We start from the raw sequence: 18668 nt of genomic DNA on the forward strand, positions 1-18668 counted from the left end.
CCGGTGGATACCGGGGTGGAGCCGGTCCGCCACCGGCGTGCCTGATGCCCTCGGTCTCGTCAGCGTACTCCTCGGTGCGTAAAGACGGCGTGACAGCCGGTCATCGGTGCCGTGGGAGCGGTGGGCGCCTCCGCTGCACCGGCCCGGACCGACGGCCACCACGTCTCATGGCGGCGGTACGCGCAGGGCGAGCAGGGCCACGTCGTCGGTGCTGCCGGGCGGCAGGTGGGCGAGCACGTCTCCGCACAGCCTGTCCAGCGGTTCGTGGACGAGCGCGAGGGCGTGCCGGCGCAGCTCCTCCAGGCCCGTGTCGAGGTCGCTGCCCGGTGTCTCGACGAGCCCGTCCGTGTACAGCAGCAGGGTGGAGCCGGGCTCCAGGGGATGCGTGGCGTCCGGTCGGCCCGCGCCGCCGACGGGCTCGGTTCCGAGGAGCAGTCCCTGGCCGGCTTCCAGGTAGCACGCGGTGCCGTCCGGGGAGAGGAGCAGCGGAGGCGGGTGCCCCGCGCTGGTCCAGCGGAGCGTCCAGGGGCCTGTGTCCGGGTCGCCCTCGACACGGGCGAGGATCAGGGTGGCCAGCGGGACGGTGGTGATGACCGGCATGGCGGCGTCGAGGCGGTCGACGACGGCGCCGGGCGGTCCCGTGTGGTCCCAGGCCAGTGAACGCAGGATGCCGTGCAGTTGGGCCATGCCGGCCGCCGCGGTCAGGTCGTGGCCCACGACGTCACCGATGACCAGGGCGAGCGCGCCGTCCTTCAGGATGAAGGCGTCGTACCAGTCTCCGCCGACCTGGGAGCCCGCAGGTGCGGGCTGGTAGCGGGCGGCCAGCCGGAGGTGGCCCGGCCGGGGCAGCGGGGCGAGCAGGTTGCGCTGCATGGCCTCGGCGACGGCACGCTGACGGCCGTAGCGGCGGGTGTTGTCGACGACCACGCCCACCCGGCGGCCGACGTCGCTCACTGCCGCCAGGTCCCCCTCGTCGAAGGGGTGCGCCGGGTCGGTGCGCACCACCGTCAGCGCCCCGGTGATCCGGTCCCGGGCGCCGAGCGGCACCGTGACGGCCGAGCTGGCGCCCACCGCTGCCAGAAAGCCATGGTGGAGAGCGGCCAGAGGAGGGTCGCCGGCGGCCGGGGTGACGGCAGCCACCCGTTCCTGGAGTACGGATTCGCCACCGGTCAGCGCCCGGCCCAGTGGCGAGTCCTCCCCTTCGCCGGCTTCCTCCGGGGCGGGTGCGCGCCAGCCCTGGAATCCGGCGTCCTGTCCCTCCGGCCCGGTGACAGCCACCCGGTGGATCTCGCCGGAACCGGTACGCAGGTCCACCGCCGCCCAGTCGGCGAGACGGGGCACGAGCAGGCGCACCAGGCGGGCCAGCGCCTCGTCGGTCTCCAGGGTCTGCCCCAGGACGTCGGTGATCTCCGCGACCAGGGTCAGCCGCTCGTTGAGGTCCTCCAGAGCACGCGTGCGCGCCGTTCGCTCCCGGTGGACGCGGTGGTCCTCCGTGGCGTCCGTGAACAGCAGTGCCATGGCCTTCACGGAACCGTCCTCCATCAAGGGGGACGCGGACCAGGTGACAGCCAGCAGACGACCGTCACCGCGCAGGTATGTGCCGCCCTCCCCTCGCGCCCCCTTCTCCTCTGCCAGCGCGTGGAGCAGTGGGCACCGGTTCCGCGGCACCTTGTTGCCGTCCGCGTCCCGGTGCAGCAGATCGTGGGCGTCGGCGCCCCGCATCGCCGCGGTGGTGCGGCCCAGCAGCCGCTCGGCCGCCGGGTTCGCGGCGATCACGCGTCCGGCTGTGTCCAGCACCAGCACCGCAGTGGCCAGCCGCTGGACGACCTGCCGCCAGAAACCCGGCTCGTCCGTCGGCCACGGCCCCACGTCATCACCCACCCCATCGCACACGGACTTTCCAGAGGCTGCCTTCCCGTCGATGGTGCTCCGACGCGGCCCTGCTCGCACGGCATCGGGGCAGTCGGCGTACACCGCGCGGGTACGGCCCAGGGGTTCGCCAGGAGCACCGAGAGCACCGCGGTGAACCGGCTGACCACGGCCACCCCGGCGGCCAGGAACAGGCCCCGGGACACCAGAGCGCCCATGACGCCGAAGAACAGCACACGGTGCTGGTAGGCGCGCGGCACTCTGAAGTAGGCGAAGATCAGCGCGAAGAGGAACAGGTTGTCGACCGACAGGCTCTTCTCCAGGAGCCACGCGGTGGTGTACTCCCCCCGGTGCCGTGCCCAGGACCAGGAAGACGACCGCGCCGAGACCAGGGCGAGGCCGACACGACCACGGTGACGGCGAACACCGCCCACAGCCAGAACGGCACGTCGAGCACGGGAGACAGCTCACGAAGGCTGGTGCGCAACCTGCTCCTGCAAGGATCTTGGCTCAGGTGTTCAGGCTTGTCGTCCGCACACGCGCCGGGCCCCCGGAAGTCGTCGATGGCCGCGCCCGCATCGCCGATACGCGGACCCGGCCCCGGTCTACCGGTTCGCGGCTTCGCGAGAGGCGATCCGGTTCGTGCGACCGACCGCGCGGCCCACCGCGTTGCGCACCGCGAGGCCCGGCCGGGTGCGGGGCACCATGAGCCGGGAGAGCAGACCGACACGTCGCTGCCGCGGACCCACCTCACGGCGGAGTCGCGACTCGTAGGCGGCGAAGGCGCGCGCGTGATCACCGGGATGGGCGGCGAGCTCCTGTGCGAGGGTGTACGCGCCCGCCATCGCCATGCTGGATCCGTCACCCAGCAGGGCCGTCGCCGCCGCCGCGTCCCCGAGCAGTACGACCCGTCCGCGGGACCACGAGGGCACCCGGATGGTGGTCAGGGGGTCGAAGAACGGAGCCGGGTGGTCGAGGAACGCCGCCACGAGTTCCGGCGCCCGCCACCCCACGTCGGCGTAGGCGTCGGCCACGGTCTGCTTGTGAAGGGCGATGTTCTTGCGGTCGTGGGGCGCCGGCCGCGCGGCCCGGAAGGTGAAGATCGCGAGCGGAGTGGTCCGCGAGGGGTGGACCACCAGGGTCCGGTTCGGCACCGTCAGCATCGTCATCTCGCTCGGGTCTTCGACGGCGTCGGGTTCCAGCGGCACGGTCGCGCCGTACAGGCCCAGGTCGCTCGCGAACTGCCGTTCGGGTCCGAATACCAGGCGCCGTACCGTGGAGTGCATCCCGTCGGCACCGATTACCAGGTCGAAGCGCCGTGGCGCGGACCGCCGGAAGGTGACGTCGACCCCCTCTGCGTCCTGGTCGAGAGCGGTGACCGTGTCATCGAACAGGAACTCGGTCCCGGTCTGCGCCGACCGGTGGAGCACCTCGGACAGGTCGGCCCGGGTCACCTCGACCGTCGGAGCCTTGTCCGAGGTGAGCGGGAGTTGCAGGATTCGCCTGCCGTCGGGGTCGAGCAGGGTCAGTGACCGATTGCGGGTGGCGAGCTCGCGGAGCTGCGGGAGGATGCCCATGCGGTCGGCGACCGGGATCGCGGGCCCCTTCACGACGATCGCACTGCCACCGGAGCGCAGCTGCCGGGCATGTTCGACGACCGTCGGCCGGTAGCCGTTCCGGGAGAGCCAGTACGCGAGCGCGGGCCCTGCGATTCCGGCACCGACTATCAGCACCTCGGGCTTCTTCATGACGATGACCTCTCGGAGAGTCGATGACCAGGTCCCCGGCGAGTGCCGGGCCGGGCCTCCTCGGGGAGCGGCGGCACGGGACAGCGCAGCCCGGATCCAGGTACGAAGAATTTCGTACCTCAGTGGAGCACATCCTTCAGGTACGATTCAAGTCGTACCTGAAGGGGGTGCCGCGTGACCGGGAAGAACCTGGCCGGCCCGGAGGCCGATGCGCTCGATCTGGGTGCGGTGTTGCGCGCCCTCGCCGACGAGCACCGTCGCTCGGTGGTGACGCAGTTGGCCGCCGACCGCAGCGACAACGAGCGGGGCTGCAACTCGTTCGATCTGCCGATCTCGAAGCAGACCCAGACCCACCACTTCCGCACCCTGCGCGAGGCAGGTCTCATTGACGAGATCGATTACGGCAACCGCAAGGGCGTCCGGCTGCGACGCGCGGACATCGAGAAGAGATTCCCCGGGCTGCTCGCGCTCCTGGGACCAGAGCCCCCGAGCGGTACCGCTCCTCGCGGAGCACAGCCGAGCACGCCTGAGGGGAGCCCGAGTCGGTCCTGAGCCGCGACCTCGCCCGAATCCGGCCCGCGCCCGGCTCGCACGTGGCCGAGCGCGTCGCGGGTGCGAAGGTGATCGCCGCCCGACGGCAGGCGCTGCTCGTGCCGGCTCACCCGCGATGCGGCCATACCTGTTCTGCCTGCGCAGGGTCGCGTCGACTGAGCGTCGCCGAACTGTAGTTGGGACACGCGGAGGGCACGCCACCCTGCGATTGGACTGGACAGCAAAAAACCCCCAGGTCGATGACCCGGGGGTTTCGCGTGGAGCGGGTGACGAGAATCGAACTCGCGCTCTCAGCTTGGGAAGCTGATGTTCTACCATTAAACTACACCCGCGTAAGACGCCGACCGAGGTCGGTGCCTGGACGCTCGCTCACTCTACCCCATGCCCGGCTCCTGGTGTTCGCGCCGCGGAGCCGGTGGTCGTTCCGGGGTGGGGATGCGGCTGCGGCGGCTCGGAGTTGGGGCGTACGGTGGGGGCCGCGCAGAGGGTGTGCGTGAGGGCGGAGTGCCGCCTGGAGAGTCGTCTCTTTCATCCCGTACTGTGGCTTTTGTCGTCAGGGTAGTAAGCCAGACGCGGCTCTTGGGGAAGGGACTTGAAGGACTTGATGGAGCGCACCGTCGTCCGCTGTGCCGATGGGCACGTGTTCACCGCCACCTCGTTCCCGATGCAGCAGGCCGATCGACTCGGCCCCGGTCGGCTCGTCCGATGTCCGCGGTGTGCGCGGTTGCGCAGTGCCGTGCCCGTGGGCGCGGAGAAGCGGTAGCACAGGCGCAGAGCGGTTCGGGCGCGCGGCGCGGCGGCGGTTGTCGCTGCTCCGCGCGTCTTGCGTATCCTCGGTGCGTGCTTCTCTCAGACAAGGACATCCGGGCCGAGATCGACAACGGGCGGGTGCGGATCGATCCGTTCGACGACTCCATGGTGCAGCCGTCGAGCATCGACGTGCGTCTCGACCGCTACTTCCGGGTGTTCGAGAATCACCGGTACCCGCACATCGACCCCTCCGTCGAGCAGGTGGATCTGACCCGGCTCGTGGAGCCGGAGGGCGACGAGCCGTTCATCCTGCATCCCGGCGAGTTCGTGCTGGCCAGTACGTACGAGGTCGTCTCGCTGCCGGACGATCTCGCCTCGCGGCTGGAGGGGAAGAGTTCGCTCGGGCGGCTCGGGCTGGTCACGCACTCCACCGCCGGGTTCATCGACCCGGGGTTCTCCGGGCACGTGACGCTGGAGCTCAGCAATCTCGCGACTCTCCCCATCAAGCTGTGGCCGGGGATGAAGATCGGGCAGCTGTGCATGTTCCGGCTCACCTCGCCGGCCGAGCACCCGTACGGGAGCGAGCGCTACGGGTCCCGCTACCAGGGCCAGCGGGGGCCGACCGCCTCCCGGTCCTTCCTCAATTTCCATCGGACCCAGGTATGAGCAGCAAGAACGCAGGCGGGACGCGCGCATGAGTGATGTTCGGGAGAATCTGACCTACGAGCAGTTCGGCGTCGCCGTGCGCGAGCTGGCGCAGGCCGTCGCCGACGACGGGTACGAGCCGGACATAGTGCTGTCCATCGCCCGCGGGGGCGTCTTCGTCGCCGGTGGGCTGGCGTACGCGCTGGACTGCAAGAACATCCACCTCGTGAACGTGGAGTTCTACACCGGGGTCGGGACCACCCTCGACATGCCCGTCATGCTCGCGCCGGTCCCGAACGTCATCGACTTCTCCGACAAGAAGGTCCTGATCACCGACGACGTCGCCGACACCGGCAAGACGCTCAAGCTGGTGCGGGACTTCTGCCTCGACACGGTCGCCGAGGTCCGCAGCGCGGTGATCTATGAGAAGTCCCACTCGCTCGTCCAGTGCGAGTACGTGTGGAAGCGCACCGATGACTGGATCAACTTCCCGTGGAGTGTCTTGCCTCCAGTACATAGGTCAGGGGAGGCGCCCAAGATGAACACGGAGGCGTTGTAAGCCTGTTCGCTGCCGGCGCTGCACATTGGCCCCCCGTGGGTGTCAGTGCCGACGGATATGCTTAGTGCCGTCCACTTCCGGTCCATCCTGAGCTTCGGACCTAAGAGCCGAAGGCCCCAGCACGCCAGGGGCTAGCACGACCGGACTGGAAGTGTGACATGGCAGAACTGCGAAAGCCGGAAGAGCCGAACCGTGATCAGCGACCTCGCCCGACGAAGGCCGAGATCCTGATAGCGATCCTGATGGCGATCTCGGCAGTCGCAGGCTGTGTGGAGCAGCTGGCGCGCTAGCGTCGACGTTGAGTGGTGCACCGGACGAAGGCAGGGCAAAGCAAAGCGAGCCCGGCCGTTGATTGGTCGGCCGGACCCGCTTAACGACTCCGCGTATGGGCCCGGCTCTGGCTAGACCCCAGGGCCGGGCTCCTCTGCTCGGAGCCCGTACTTGCGCGTCCACTGTGACGTTTTGCCGTCACGGTGAAAGTGGAGTTCCCACTTTCATGGGCGTGCTGTCCAGACTATAGCTCGCTGATGTCAGTGGTCCTAGCTGGCCCCCAGTGGTCCTGGGACGCCTCCTCGTTGCGAGATATGCCCCGTGACCTGCGCAGATGCGCGATGGTCGCTGCTTGTTGCGCCAGGCACTGTGATGTGCTTGTCGCTGGCCAGCAGAATGAAGGTGCGCCTGTATGCCCTACCTCACCACCACCTACCCCAGCTCCCATCCCGTCCGCCGTCGACCCACACACCGTGGAGCGGGCGTGGTTCAGGGCGTCCAGGTGGAGCACCCCACGCACGCCCCAACGGACTCGCGGTCGGCGACGGCGCCCCCTCCCCCCGGTGCCGGCCGATCCCCCGCCGGAGGCATCGTCTTTGACCGCGCCCCGTTCTATGCGGTGATCGACTCATGGCTTCCGGCCCTATCCACATGTGGGCGCGCGTCGGCGCAGCGCGGGCGGAGCGGGCCGAAGGCAGGAGCGGCGCCCGGAGCGGAGCCGGGAAGCGCGCCCGGCGGAGCGGAGCGCAGCCGGGGCTTGACCCCGACACGTACGACTACGCGGGCGCGGTGTTGTGGAACAACCATGCCTCCGAGCTGTGGCGCTACTTCACGATCTACCTGCGCCGCGAGATCGCCAAGCGCACCGGACTCACCCAGAAGGACGCGAAGGAGCAGTCCCGGGTCTCGTTCGGCAAGGTCGCCGAGTACCAAAAGCGCGGCGCCGTGCACTTCCATGCCGTGGTCCGCTTCGACGGTCCGGACGGGCCTGACGATGCCCCGCCGGCGTGGGCGACCCTCGACCTGCTCACCGACGCGATTCATGCCGCCGCCCGCGTGGAAGTCGACGTGCCCGCGTCCAGGGACCAGCCCGCCCGCACCCTGCGGTGGGGCACACAGCTCGACGTGCGCCCCATCCGGGCCTTCGGCGAAGGCGAGGACATCACCGAACAGGCCGTGGCCTCCTACGTCGCGAAGTACGCCACGAAGGCGGCCGAGACCACCGGCACCGTAGACCGCCGCATCGGCAGCAAAGACGCCCTCGTCCTGCTCGGCGTCCCGGACCACCCCGCCCGGCTCATCGCCGCTTGCCTTGACCTGCACGCGCTCTATCCGGACCGCAAGCTGCGCGACCGGGCTCACATGCTCGGCTTCCGCGGCCACTTCTCCACCAAGTCCCGCCGCTACTCGACCACCCTCGGCGAACTGCGCCAGACCCGCGCCGACTACCGCGCAGCCCAGCAACGCGCAGCCCTCGGCCTGCCCGACCCCGACGACGAGGACGCCACCACGCTCACCCTCGCCCACTGGACCTACGCCGGCCACGGCCACACCCCCGGCGAGTCCTGGCTCGCCGCCAACATCCGCCGCGGCCGCGCCCTCGTGTTGCAGGGGCGCGCCTGATCGTCACCGCCAGACGGGTTCGATCAGACTCGGGTCGAACTTCCGGCGTCCTCGTCCGGCCGGGTGAATGATCACGGCTGAGAGGCTGTGCAACACGATCTCCTGCTGGCGCTCCACCGGCAGCGCAAAGAACTCTTCGACGGTCAGGTTCGCCGCGTCGCTTTTGGCCTCGGCCTGCTTCTGCTCCTTGTAGAAGCGGGCCCGCTCCAGTTTGAGTTCGTCGCGCAGCCGCTCTTTGGCCGGCAAGAGCTGCAAGAGGGTGGCCACCGTGATCTGTTTCGAGCGTTCGGCATCCACGAGTTGAGCGATGTCTTGGGAGACCTGCTGCAACTCGTCCTCGCGCGGCCACTGCTGATCGGCCGGGACGGCAGTTACTGCTGCTCGCGCGCGCTGTTCTTCGAGTGCGAGTTGGACTATGAGCCTGTCGACGGGCTCTCCAACCCGTCCGACCTTGCCGCATCCGCCGTTCACCACGGAGCACTGGTACGTGTATTTCGCGGCGTTCGAGCCTGGCTGCCAGCGGTTGTTGATCTGCCCTCGGATCTTCGTCTTGCATAGTCCGCACCGGGCAATGCCCGAGAGCAGGTACTTACGGGCGAGGGACTTGCCGGGATGCTTCTGCTTCCGCTCGGCGACGGCCGCGCAGACGGCTTCCCACTCTTCCAGGGTGTTGATCCGCTCCCAGTTGCCCTTGACCGGCTCGCCGTCCTCGCCGACCAGGATTTCACCGTGGTACGTCCGGTAGCCGACCAGCCTGGGATTGGTCAGGATCTGCTCGACGTGGTGGTGGGCCATGCGCTTGGTGCCTGCGCGCGGGTTGCCCAAGCCCTGTTGCTGCCACCGGGTCCGGATGGTTCCGATGCGGACGCCGGCGAGGACTTCGCGCTGCGCCTCGCGGATGGCCTCGGCGGCCTTCGGGTCGACCTTGGTGCGGTCGTCCTTGCTCCAGCCGTACGGTGCCGGCCCGCCGCTGTCCTTGCCCTGCTGAGCCAATTCCAGGTGCTTGCGCTTGATCCGGCGTGATGCGTCGTGCGACGACTTGTTGGCGAACGCGACCATGATGCGGGCCATGGTGCGGCCGTCCGGAGAGCCAAGGTTGATGTCGTTCGTGACGGTGGCGAACTCCAGGCGGGGACGCTCGTCGAAGATCTCGATCAGACGCTCAAGGTCCCGCGGCTGTCGGGCGAGGCGGTCCAGGTCGTAGGCCACGATGCCGTCGATGAGACCGGCACGGAGGTCTCTCAGCATCAGCTCGAACTCATCGCGCACGACGTTGCGCTTGAACGCCGATACGTCGTTGTCCTCGTAGGTCTTCACGACCTGCCACGACCGGAGATCCGCGAGGCGTTCGCAGTCCTGCTGCTGCCTGGCGACACCCAGAGACTCGCCCTCGTCGTCCCGAGAAATCCGGGTGTAGACCCCTACCTTGCGTGCCACGGTCGGCCCTCCCCCTGCCTCCTGAGCAGGGCCAGACTACTACCGTCATCGAGTCAAGTCAGCCCAGAGCGTTCAACCGCCCGTCGTACGGCGACAGGGACAGGTCCTCGACGCCTGACCGGACGGACCGGCTGACGGGGGCCGCGGCGACGCGAAGGGCCCCGGCGTGACGCACACGCCGGGGCCCTTCCGCATGCCTGCGACTAGAACGTGCCCAGCTTGACGATCGACAGCAGCGCGATCAGCTGGATCGCGGACGCGCCCAGCGCCTTCGGCCAGGGCAGGTCGTGGGAGCGGCTGACCATCAGGGTGAGCAGGGCGCCGGCCGCGACCCAGGTGGCCCAGCCGAGGATCTGGACGAAGGGCGCGTCGCCGCCGGCGAACATCGCGACGACCAGGCGCGGGGCGTCCGTGAGGGACATGATCAGCATGGAGAGGCCGACCGTGGGCTGCCAGGCGCCGTCGCCGCCGAGCTGGCGGGCCAGGGTGTGGGTGACCACGCCCAGGACGAAGGCGCTCAGCACCAGCGCGACCGCCGTGGTCAGGACGATCGGGATCGCGTTGGAGAGGGTGGCGTTGATCGCCTCCTCGCGGGCGCCGTCGAAGCCGAAGACCGCCAGCAGGCCGTAGAGGAACGTCACGATGAGCGCCGGGGCCCACATCGCGTAGTCCCGCATCTGGAGGAAGGTCTGGTTGGGCGCGAGGACCACGCCCTTCAGGAGGTCCTTCCAGTGCAGGCGGGGGCCGACCGGGCCGGGGGCCGGGGCGGTGCCGGCGCGGTAGGTGTCGCCCTGGTTGTAGGGGTCGTCGACCGTGAACGCCTGGGTGTGGCCCGGGTTGTTGGCCGCGTACGGGTCGTACGGGGCCTGCTGGGGGTGACCGCCGGGGCCGCCCTGTCCGTAGCCGCCGTCGCCGAAGTACTCCGGCTCGCCGTGCCCGCCCTGTCCGGGGTGACCGCCGCCGTGTGCCTGGGGCCACGGGGAGCCGCCGGGCGCGGGGGCGCCACCGCCGCCGTACGGCGGCTGCGGGTACGGCTGCTGAGGCGTCGCCGGGCCGCCGTACGGCGGTCCCTGGGGCGCCTGCTGTCCGTACGGGGGGCGTTGCGGTCGCGCGTTTGGAGCGCCGTTGTCCCGGCCGCGTCCGATCCTGAATCCAGCCACGCCTTCGAACGTACCTGGTCCCGGAGAGTGACGTGCGGGGCCCGGCCATTCGGGGGGCCCTTTGCTGCCGAGCTGTGACATCCCTTACGGGTGCTCCCCGAGGCGTCCCCGAGGCCCGACCGGCGGACCCGACGCGTCCGTCCGCCGGTCCCCTACGGGGTCAGGAACTGCGCCGTCGAGAACGTGACCGCGGCCCGTGCCGTCACCAGGTCCTTCGCCGCGCCCCGGTGGACCTCGACGGAGTCCTTCGTGTCGCCCTGGGAGGTGCGCAGCACGAGGTCCGCCAGGCCGTCGCCGTCGAAGTCGCCGGCCGTCAGCACCCGTGTCGTGCCCGTCGCCGCGGGCCGTACCGTGACCGCGCCCCGTGTCGTGGGGCCCGTCTCGCGGCCGGGGTACACCCGTACTCCGGAGCCGCTGGAGACCAGCTCGCTCAGGCCGTCGCCGTCGAAGTCGGCGGCGTCGAGCATCGAGCCCGGGGTGCCGAGGGTGCCTCCCCCACTGCCTGATGCATGGGAGGTACCCCCAGCCGCGGTGGGGAGGTCGTAGCGCAGCGCGGTGCCGTCCGGGGTGCCCACCGCCGCGTCCAGCGCCTTGCCCTTGCCGAAGGCGCCCAGGGCGATGTCGACGCCGGTGGGGAGGGTGGCCCCGGTGCGGGCCGGGCCGTCGGGGCCGCCCAGGACGAGGGCCGCCTTGCCGGGGCCCGCGGAGACGCGGACGACGAGGTCGTCGTATCCGTCGCGGTTCACGTCGGCGGCGGGGCCGGCCGGTGCTTCGCCGGGGGACGGGAGGGCCGCGCCGGCCCGGCGCGGGGTGCCCTCGCGGGTGAAGGGGCCGCGCAGGTGGCTGAGGCGGCCGGCGGAGGCGTGGACGACCAGGTCCTGGGCGCCGTCGCCGTCGAAGTCGCCGCACACCGGGCGCTCGGGCCAGTCGTTGCCGTAGCGGGCCTTGTCGGGGATGGTCAGCGGGACGGCGCGGCCGGTCGGTCCCGACGGGGAGCCGAAGAGGAGCTGGAGCGGGACCGGGGGGCGGCCCTGGCCGTCGTAGGGCGGGTCGGTGGTGACCACCAGGTCGGTGAAGCCGTCGCCGTCGAGGTCGCAGCTCGCCTCCGCCTCGAAGACGGCCGGCAACTGGCCGTCGGTCGGCGCCGCGTACTTCTTCGGCGTGAGCAACTGCCGGGCTCCCGGCACCAGTCCGTGGGGTGAGCCGTAGACGATGCCGATGCCCGCGTCGTCCGTGTGGGTCTCCGCCGTGACCAGGTTGTCGAGGACCAGGTCGCGGTGGCCGTCGCCGTTGAAGTCGTCGGGCACCTCGCTGCCCTTGCCCTGCGGGACGGGGAGCGGGGCGGGGGCCTGGGCGGCGCGTACGGGGGTGGGCGCGGCGGCGTCCTCGGCCGCGGGGGCCGGGCCGTGGCCGCAGGCGGCGAGCAGCAGCAGGCAGCCGACGGCGGCCGTGCCCGTCAGGGTGCTTCTTCGCAGGCGTCGCACCGTTCACCTCGTCCGTGTCTACCCGTACCACCAGCACCGACAACGACCGGGTAATCATGCACGCGTTCGACATACGGCGACACCCCCGGGTTCGGGCGGAACCAGGGGGTGTCGGTCGAGCGGGTGAGCGGCGGCTACTTCACCGGCTCCGGCGTGGGTTCGGTCTCCGGCTCCGGCTCGCCGGTCGGGTCGGCCGGGGTCTTGACGGAGTCCAGCAGGAGCTGGGCGACGTCGACGACCTGGATGGACTCCTTGGCCTTGCCGTCGTTCTTCTTGCCGTTGACGGAGTCCGTCAGCATGACGAGGCAGAAGGGGCAGGCGGTGGAGACGATGTCCGGGTTGACGGAGAGGGCCTCGTCGACGCGCTCGTTGTTGATGCGCTTGCCGATCCGCTCCTCCATCCACATCCGCGCGCCGCCGGCGCCGCAGCAGAAGCCGCGCTCCTTGTGGCGGTGCATCTCCTCGTTCCGGACGCCCGGGACGGCGGCGATGATCTCGCGCGGCGGGGTGTAGATCTTGTTGTGGCGGCCCAGGTAGCAGGGGTCGTGGTAGGTGATGATGCCCTCGACCGGGGTGACCGGGACCAGCTTGCCCTCGTCCACCAGGTGCTGGAGCAGCTGGGTGTGGTGGACGACCTCGTAGTCGCCGCCGAGCTGCGGGTACTCGTTGCCGAGGGTGTTGAGGCAGTGCGGGCAGGTGGCGACGATCTTCTTGGCCGACTTCGGCTTCGCCGACTCGGGCACCACCTTGCCGTCCTCGTCCATCTCCTCGCCGAAGGCGGCGTTGAGGGACATGACGTTCTCCATGCCCAGCTCCTGGAAGAGGGGCTCGTTGCCGAGGCGGCGGGCGGAGTCGCCGGTGCACTTCTCGTCGCCGCCCATGATCGCGAACTTGACGCCCGCGATGTGGAGGAGTTCGGCGAAGGCCTTCGTCGTCTTCTTGGCGCGGTCCTCCAGGGCGCCGGCGCAGCCGACCCAGTAGAGGTACTCGACCTCGGTGAGGTCCTCGATGTCCTTGCCGACGACCGGGACCTCGAAGTCCAGCTCGTTGAGCCACTCCAGGCGCTGCTTCTTCGCCAGGCCCCAGGGGTTGCCCTTCTTCTCCAGGTTCTTGAGCATCGTGCCCGCCTCGGACGGGAACGCCGACTCGATCATCACCTGGTAGCGGCGCATGTCGACGATGTGGTCGACGTGCTCGATGTCGACGGGGCACTGCTCGACGCAGGCGCCGCAGGTGGTGCAGGACCACAGGACGTCCGGGTCGATGACGCCGTTCTCCTCGGCGGTGCCGATCAGCGGCCGCTCGGCCTCCGCCAGGGCCGCAGCGGGCACGCCCGCCAGCTGCTCCTCGGACGCCTTCTCCTCGCCCTCCATCGTCTTGCCGCCGCCGGCCAGCAGGTAGGGGGCCTTGGCGTGCGCGTGGTCGCGCAGGGACATGATCAGGAGCTTGGGGGAGAGCGGCTTGCCGGTGTTCCAGGCGGGGCACTGCGACTGGCAGCGGCCGCACTCGGTGCAGGTGGAGAAGTCCAGCAGGCCCTTCCACGAGAACTGCTCGACCTGGGAGACGCCGAAGACGTCGTCGTCGCCGGGGTCGGTGAAGTCGATCGGCTTGCCGCCCGAGGTCATCGGGAGCAGCGGGCCGAGCGCGGTGCCGCCCTTCGCGTCGCGCTTGAACCAGATGTTCGGGAAGGCCAGGAAGCGGTGCCAGGCCACGCCCATGTCGGTCTTCAGGGCGACCGTGATCATCCAGATGAAGGAGGTCGCGATCTTCAGCCCGGCGAAGAAGTAGACGAGGTTCTGGAGCGTGCCGAGGTCGGCGTCCCGGAGCGCGGAGACGACCGGGTACGAGATGAAGAACGACGCCTCGTAGCCGTCCACGTGGTGGAGGGCGCCCTCCAGCGCGTGCAGCATGAAGATGCAGACGCCGACGATGAGGATTACGGCCTCGACGAAGTAGGCCTGGCCGAAGTTGGAGCCCCCGAAGCGGGACTTGCGGCCCGGCTTGCGCGGGTGGCTGAGCTGCCGGATCACGATCAGGACCAGGATGCCGAGCACCGTCATCGTGCCGATGAACTCGACGAAGACGTTGTACGGCGCCCAGTCGCCGATGACCGGCAGGATCCAGTCGGCCTGGAAGAGCTGGCCGACGGCGTTGACGATGGTCAGCAGCAGGGAGAAGAAGCCCACCGCGACGAACCAGTGCGCCACCCCGACGATGCCCCAGCGGTTCATCCGGGTGTGGCCGAGGAACTCCCTGACCACGGTGACGGTGCGGTCCACGGGGTCGTTGGTCCGCGTGCCGGCCGGCACCGGCTGGCCCAGCCGCATGTAGTTGACGATCTGCAGGACGGCGCGGCCGAACAGTGCGACGCCGACCACGATCAGGACCAGCGACACGATGATCGCGGCGAGTTGCATTTGGGGCTCCTCGGGCCTGCGAGGTTACGAGGGGGGCGGTATTACTAAGCGGTAACTTATTCAGTTCGTCTGAGAGTACCCCCATCCTCCGCCGCACTGTAGTCGGACGTGCGGTGATCTGCGTCGCTGAGGCCACCCTGACCCCGGCGCGTCCCACGCGCCGTGCGGGGCAACCGGAGTCCCGGGTGGTGCGTCCTTCCGGGTGACGATTTTTCCGGTTCGTCGGGCTGCGGGTGCGAGGAAAGTCCAGGTCATGGCGCCGTTGCGTGTAAGGAACGGATAAGAGTTGAGTCGGCTCGACTCACCTCTGTTGACCCATCGCCGGGCGTCATGCACACTTGAGCCTGTTCCACTCAAGTCAGCTGGAGGTTATTCACCATGGCACGTGCGGTCGGCATCGACCTGGGCACGACTAACTCCGTCGTCAGCGTTCTGGAGGGCGGCGAGCCCACCGTCATCACCAACGCCGAGGGCGCCAGGACCACGCCGTCCGTCGTCGCCTTCGCCAAGAACGGCGAGGTGCTCGTCGGCGAGGTGGCCAAGCGCCAGGCGGTCACGAACGTCGACAGGACCATCCGCTCGGTCAAGCGCCACATGGGCACCGACTGGAAGGTCAACCTGGACGGCAAGGACTTCAACCCGCAGCAGATCAGCGCCTTCGTGCTGCAGAAGCTGAAGCGGGACGCCGAGTCCTACCTGGGCGAGAAGGTGACCGACGCGGTCATCACCGTCCCGGCGTACTTCAACGACGCCGAGCGCCAGGCCACCAAGGAGGCCGGTGAGATCGCGGGCCTCAACGTCCTGCGCATCGTCAACGAGCCGACCGCCGCCGCGCTGGCGTACGGCCTCGACAAGGACGAGCAGGTCATCCTGGTCTTCGACCTCGGTGGCGGTACGTTCGACGTCTCGCTCCTGGAGATCGGCGACGGCGTCGTCGAGGTCAAGGCCACCAACGGTGACAACAACCTCGGTGGCGACGACTGGGACCAGCGCGTCGTCGACTACCTGGTCAAGCAGTTCCAGTCCGGGCACGGCGTGGACCTGGCCAAGGACAAGATGGCGCTCCAGCGCCTGCGCGAGGCCGCCGAGAAGGCGAAGATCGAGCTGTCCTCGTCCACCGAGACCACGATCAACCTCCCGTACATCACGGCCTCCGCCGAGGGCCCGCTGCACCTGGACGAGAAGCTCACCCGCGCCCAGTTCCAGCAGCTGACCTCCGACCTGCTGGAGCGCTGCAAGACGCCGTTCCACAACGTCATCAAGGACGCCGGCATCCAGCTGTCCGAGATCGACCACGTCGTCCTCGTCGGCGGCTCCACCCGTATGCCCGCCGTCGCCGAGCTGGTCAAGGAGCTGACCGGCGGCAAGGACGCCAACAAGGGCGTCAACCCGGACGAGGTCGTCGCCATCGGCGCCGCCCTCCAGGCCGGTGTCCTCAAGGGCGAGGTCAAGGACGTCCTGCTGCTCGACGTCACCCCGCTGTCCCTCGGCATCGAGACCAAGGGCGGCATCATGACCAAGCTGATCGAGCGGAACACGACGATCCCGACCAAGCGCTCGGAGATCTTCACCACCGCCGAGGACAACCAGCCCTCCGTGCAGATCCAGGTCTACCAGGGCGAGCGCGAGATCGCGGCGTACAACAAGAAGCTCGGGATGTTCGAGCTGACCGGTCTGCCGCCGGCGCCCCGCGGCGTCCCGCAGATCGAGGTCGCCTTCGACATCGACGCCAACGGCATCATGCACGTGACCGCGAAGGACCTGGGCACGGGCAAGGAGCAGAAGATGACCGTCACCGGCGGCTCCTCGCTGCCGAAGGACGAGGTCGACCGGATGCGCCAGGAGGCCGAGAAGTACGCGGAGGAGGACCACGCCCGCCGCGAGGCCGCCGAGTCCCGCAACCAGGGCGAGCAGCTCGTCTACCAGACGGAGAAGTTCCTCAAGGACAACGAGGACAAGGTCCCCGGCGAGGTGAAGACCGAGGTCGAGGAGTCCGTCGCCGAGCTGAAGGAGAAGCTCAAGGGCGAGGACACCGCCGAGATCCGCACCGCCACCGAGAAGGTCGCCGCCGTCTCGCAGAAGCTGGGCCAGGCCATGTACGCCGACGCCCAGGCCGCGCAGGCCGCCGGCGGCGAGGCCCCGGGTGCCGGTGCCGACGCGGGCGCCGGTGACAAGGCCGACGACGACGTCGTCGACGCCGAGATCGTGGACGACGAGCGCAAGGACGGTGCCGCGTGACGGAGGAGACCCCGGGTTTCGACGAGAAGCCCGACGTCCCCTCCGGCGCCACCCCTGACGACGCCGAGCCGCAGGCCGCCTCCGAAGAGGGGGCGGCCCCGGCCGGGGACGCGAGCGAGAACGCGGGCCTGGTGGCCCAGCTGGACCAGGTGCGCACCGCGCTGAACGAGCGCACGGCGGACCTCCAGCGACTCCAGGCCGAGTACCAGAACTACCGCCGCCGGGTCGAGCGGGACCGCGTCGCGGTCAAGGAGGTCGCCGTCGCGAACCTCCTGTCCGAGCTGCTCCCCGTGCTCGACGACATCGGTCGGGCCCGGGACCACGGCGAACTCGTCGGCGGCTTCAAGTCCGTGGCGGAGTCGCTGGAGGCGGTCATCGCCAAGATGGGCCTCCAGCAGTTCGGCAAGGAGGGCGAGCCCTTCGACCCGACGATCCACGAGGCCCTGATGCACTCCTACGCACCGGACGTCACCGAGACGACCTGCGTGGCGATCCTGCAGCCCGGGTACCGGATCGGCGAACGCACCATCCGCCCCGCGCGGGTGGCGGTCGCCGAGCCGCAGCCGGGTGCCCAGACGGTCAAGCCGGCCGAGGACGCCGCCGAGGCACAGGACGCCTCCGGCGCGGAGGACAACGCCGGGACCAAGGAGAGCGGTGGCCCGGACGAGGGCTGAGCTCGAAGTGACGCGTAGGGCGCGAGAGGAGGGACGTCGGGGATGAGCACGAAGGACTTCATCGAGAAGGACTACTACAAGGTTCTCGGCGTCCCCAAGGACGCCACCGAGGCCGAGATCAAGAAGGCGTACCGGAAGCTCGCCCGCGAGAACCACCCGGACGCCAACAAGGGAAACGTCAAGGCGGAGGAGCGCTTCAAGGAGATCTCCGAGGCCAACGACATCCTCGGTGACCCCAAGAAGCGCAAGGAGTACGACGAGGCCCGCGCCCTCTTCGGCAACGGCGGCTTCCGCCCGGGGCCGGGCGCGGGCGGCGGCGGCACCTTCAACTTCGACCTGGGCGACCTCTTCGGAGGCGGCGCCCAGGGCGGGGGAGGCCAGGGCGGCGCCGGCGGCTTCGGCGGCGGCCTGGGGGACGTCTTCGGCGGCCTGTTCAACCGCACCGGCGGCGGACCGGGCACCGGCACGCGTACGCAGCCGCGGCGCGGGCAGGACATCGAGTCCGAGGTCACCCTGAGCTTCACCGAGGCCATCGAGGGCGCGACCGTGCCGCTCAGGATGTCCTCGCAGGCTCCCTGCAAGGCCTGTTCGGGCACCGGCGACAAGAACGGCACGCCGCGCGTGTGCCCGACCTGCGTCGGCACCGGCCAGGTCGCCCGGGGCTCGGGCGGCGGCTTCTCCCTCACCGACCCGTGCCCGGACTGCAAGGGCCGCGGCCTGATCGCCGAGGACCCCTGCGAGGTCTGCAAGGGTTCCGGACGCGCCAAGTCCTCGCGGACGATGCAGGTCCGTATCCCCGCCGGGGTCTCGGACGGGCAGCGCATCCGGCTGCGCGGCAAGGGCACGCCGGGCGAGCGGGGCGGCCCGGCGGGCGACCTGTACGTGGTCGTGCACGTCAAGGAACACCCCGTCTTCGGCCGCAGGGGCGACAACCTCACCGTCACCGTCCCGGTCACCTACGCCGAGGCGGCCCTCGGCGGAGAGGTCCGCGTCCCGACCCTGGGCGGTCCGCCCGTCACGCTCAAGCTGCCGGCGGGCACGCCCAACGGCCGCACCATGCGGGCCCGGGGCAAGGGCGCGGTCCGCAAGGACGGCACCCGCGGCGACCTCCTGGTCACCGTGGAGGTGAGTGTTCCGAAGGATCTGACGGGGAAGGCTCGTGACGCGCTCGAGGCGTATCGCGAGGCGACCGCGGACGAGGATCCGCGGGCGGAGTTGTTCCAGGCCGCGAAGGGAGCTTGA

13 protein-coding genes, 1 tRNA gene and 2 pseudogenes are annotated in these 18668 nt (G+C 70.0%); 8 read left to right on the forward strand and 8 right to left on the reverse strand.

The features are described 5' to 3' along the window. Positions 1–165 precede the first annotated feature (165 nt). From ACFYZ3_RS19465 to ACFYZ3_RS19475, 3 genes and pseudogenes are all read right to left on the reverse strand, one after another. A complete protein-coding gene (locus ACFYZ3_RS19465) occupies positions 166–1869 on the reverse strand; it encodes a SpoIIE family protein phosphatase (protein ID WP_388519044.1) in 1704 nt (567 codons plus the stop codon). 128 nt (positions 1870–1997) lie between these two features. Further along, positions 1998–2305: pseudogene (locus ACFYZ3_RS19470) on the reverse strand (TerC family protein); the annotation flags it as partial. A 169-nt stretch (positions 2306–2474) separates the two neighbouring features. Next, positions 2475–3617: an FAD-dependent monooxygenase gene (locus ACFYZ3_RS19475; protein ID WP_388519047.1), complete on the reverse strand. Its 1143-nt coding sequence runs from the start codon at positions 3615–3617 to the stop codon at positions 2475–2477. Between the two features lie 174 nt (positions 3618–3791). Here ACFYZ3_RS19475 and ACFYZ3_RS19480 point away from each other — a divergent pair, with 174 nt between their 5' ends. Beyond that, positions 3792–4169 (forward strand): ArsR/SmtB family transcription factor, encoded by a 378-nt coding sequence (locus ACFYZ3_RS19480; protein ID WP_388519050.1) that lies wholly within the window; start codon positions 3792–3794, stop codon positions 4167–4169. A 258-nt stretch (positions 4170–4427) separates the two neighbouring features. On the opposite strand, the gene ACFYZ3_RS19485 is transcribed toward ACFYZ3_RS19480, so the two are convergent. Then, positions 4428–4501, reverse strand: a tRNA-Gly gene (locus ACFYZ3_RS19485). A 508-nt stretch (positions 4502–5009) separates the two neighbouring features. Between ACFYZ3_RS19485 and dcd the strand changes: the two genes are divergently transcribed. The 4 genes and pseudogenes from dcd to ACFYZ3_RS19505 form a co-directional block, all read left to right on the forward strand. Next, complete coding sequence (gene dcd, locus ACFYZ3_RS19490) at positions 5010–5585, forward strand: dCTP deaminase (protein ID WP_388519053.1); 576 nt, start codon at positions 5010–5012, stop codon at positions 5583–5585. A 28-nt stretch (positions 5586–5613) separates the two neighbouring features. Then, on the forward strand, positions 5614–6123 hold the full coding sequence (locus ACFYZ3_RS19495) for a phosphoribosyltransferase (protein WP_388519056.1): 510 nt from the start codon (positions 5614–5616) through the stop codon (positions 6121–6123). Positions 6124–6281: 158 nt separating this feature from the next. After that, positions 6282–6413 carry a hypothetical protein gene (locus tag ACFYZ3_RS19500; RefSeq protein ID WP_263446916.1) on the forward strand — a complete coding sequence of 44 codons (132 nt, stop codon included), beginning with the start codon at positions 6282–6284 and terminating at the stop codon, positions 6411–6413. Between the two features lie 700 nt (positions 6414–7113). Next, positions 7114–8016, forward strand: a pseudogene (locus ACFYZ3_RS19505) (replication initiator); the annotation flags it as partial. A 3-nt stretch (positions 8017–8019) separates the two neighbouring features. Here the strand turns inward: ACFYZ3_RS19505 and ACFYZ3_RS19510 are convergent. From ACFYZ3_RS19510 to ACFYZ3_RS19525, 4 genes are all read right to left on the reverse strand, one after another. After that, positions 8020–9453: a recombinase family protein gene (locus ACFYZ3_RS19510; RefSeq protein ID WP_388519059.1), complete on the reverse strand. Its 1434-nt coding sequence runs from the start codon at positions 9451–9453 to the stop codon at positions 8020–8022. 203 nt (positions 9454–9656) lie between these two features. Continuing rightward, positions 9657–10694: a Yip1 family protein gene (locus tag ACFYZ3_RS19515; protein ID WP_388519061.1), complete on the reverse strand. Its 1038-nt coding sequence runs from the start codon at positions 10692–10694 to the stop codon at positions 9657–9659. A 71-nt stretch (positions 10695–10765) separates the two neighbouring features. Then, on the reverse strand, positions 10766–12097 hold the full coding sequence (locus ACFYZ3_RS19520) for an FG-GAP repeat domain-containing protein (protein WP_388519064.1): 1332 nt from the start codon (positions 12095–12097) through the stop codon (positions 10766–10768). A gap of 134 nt (positions 12098–12231) precedes the next feature. Then, entirely contained in the window at positions 12232–14514 is a 2283-nt protein-coding gene (locus tag ACFYZ3_RS19525; protein ID WP_388519067.1) for a heterodisulfide reductase-related iron-sulfur binding cluster, read from the reverse strand. Between the two features lie 378 nt (positions 14515–14892). Here ACFYZ3_RS19525 and dnaK point away from each other — a divergent pair, with 378 nt between their 5' ends. The 3 genes from dnaK to dnaJ are packed head-to-tail and all read left to right on the forward strand — an operon-like array spanning position 14893 to position 18668. Continuing rightward, a complete protein-coding gene (dnaK, locus tag ACFYZ3_RS19530; protein ID WP_388519070.1) occupies positions 14893–16752 on the forward strand; it encodes a molecular chaperone DnaK in 1860 nt (619 codons plus the stop codon). Next, a complete protein-coding gene (gene grpE / locus ACFYZ3_RS19535; protein WP_388519072.1) occupies positions 16749–17426 on the forward strand; it encodes a nucleotide exchange factor GrpE in 678 nt (225 codons plus the stop codon). The genes dnaK and grpE overlap by 4 nt, the downstream gene beginning before the upstream one ends. Positions 17427–17468: 42 nt before the next feature. After that, positions 17469–18668, forward strand: a complete 1200-nt coding sequence (gene dnaJ / locus ACFYZ3_RS19540; RefSeq protein ID WP_356868454.1) for a molecular chaperone DnaJ — start codon at positions 17469–17471, stop codon at positions 18666–18668.

The sequence above is a fragment of the Streptomyces sp. NPDC001599 genome (assembly GCF_042893535.1).
Classification (GTDB): Bacteria; Actinomycetota; Actinomycetes; order Streptomycetales; family Streptomycetaceae; genus Streptomyces.

Bases quoted from the DNA above. Each gene is read 5' to 3' on its own strand.
- ACFYZ3_RS19515 (WP_388519061.1), bottom strand. From the start codon at position 10,694: ATGTCACAGCTCGGCAGCAAAGGGCCCCCCGAATGGCCGGGCCCCGCA.
- ACFYZ3_RS19475 (WP_388519047.1), bottom strand. From the start codon at position 3,617: ATGAAGAAGCCCGAGGTGCTGATAGTCGGTGCCGGAATCGCAGGGCCC.
- dnaJ (WP_356868454.1), top strand. From the start codon at position 17,469: ATGAGCACGAAGGACTTCATCGAGAAGGACTACTACAAGGTTCTCGGC.
- dnaK (WP_388519070.1), top strand. From the start codon at position 14,893: ATGGCACGTGCGGTCGGCATCGACCTGGGCACGACTAACTCCGTCGTC.
- ACFYZ3_RS19495 (WP_388519056.1), top strand. From the start codon at position 5,614: ATGAGTGATGTTCGGGAGAATCTGACCTACGAGCAGTTCGGCGTCGCC.
- ACFYZ3_RS19525 (WP_388519067.1), bottom strand. From the start codon at position 14,514: ATGCAACTCGCCGCGATCATCGTGTCGCTGGTCCTGATCGTGGTCGGC.
- ACFYZ3_RS19500 (WP_263446916.1), top strand. From the start codon at position 6,282: ATGGCAGAACTGCGAAAGCCGGAAGAGCCGAACCGTGATCAGCGACCT.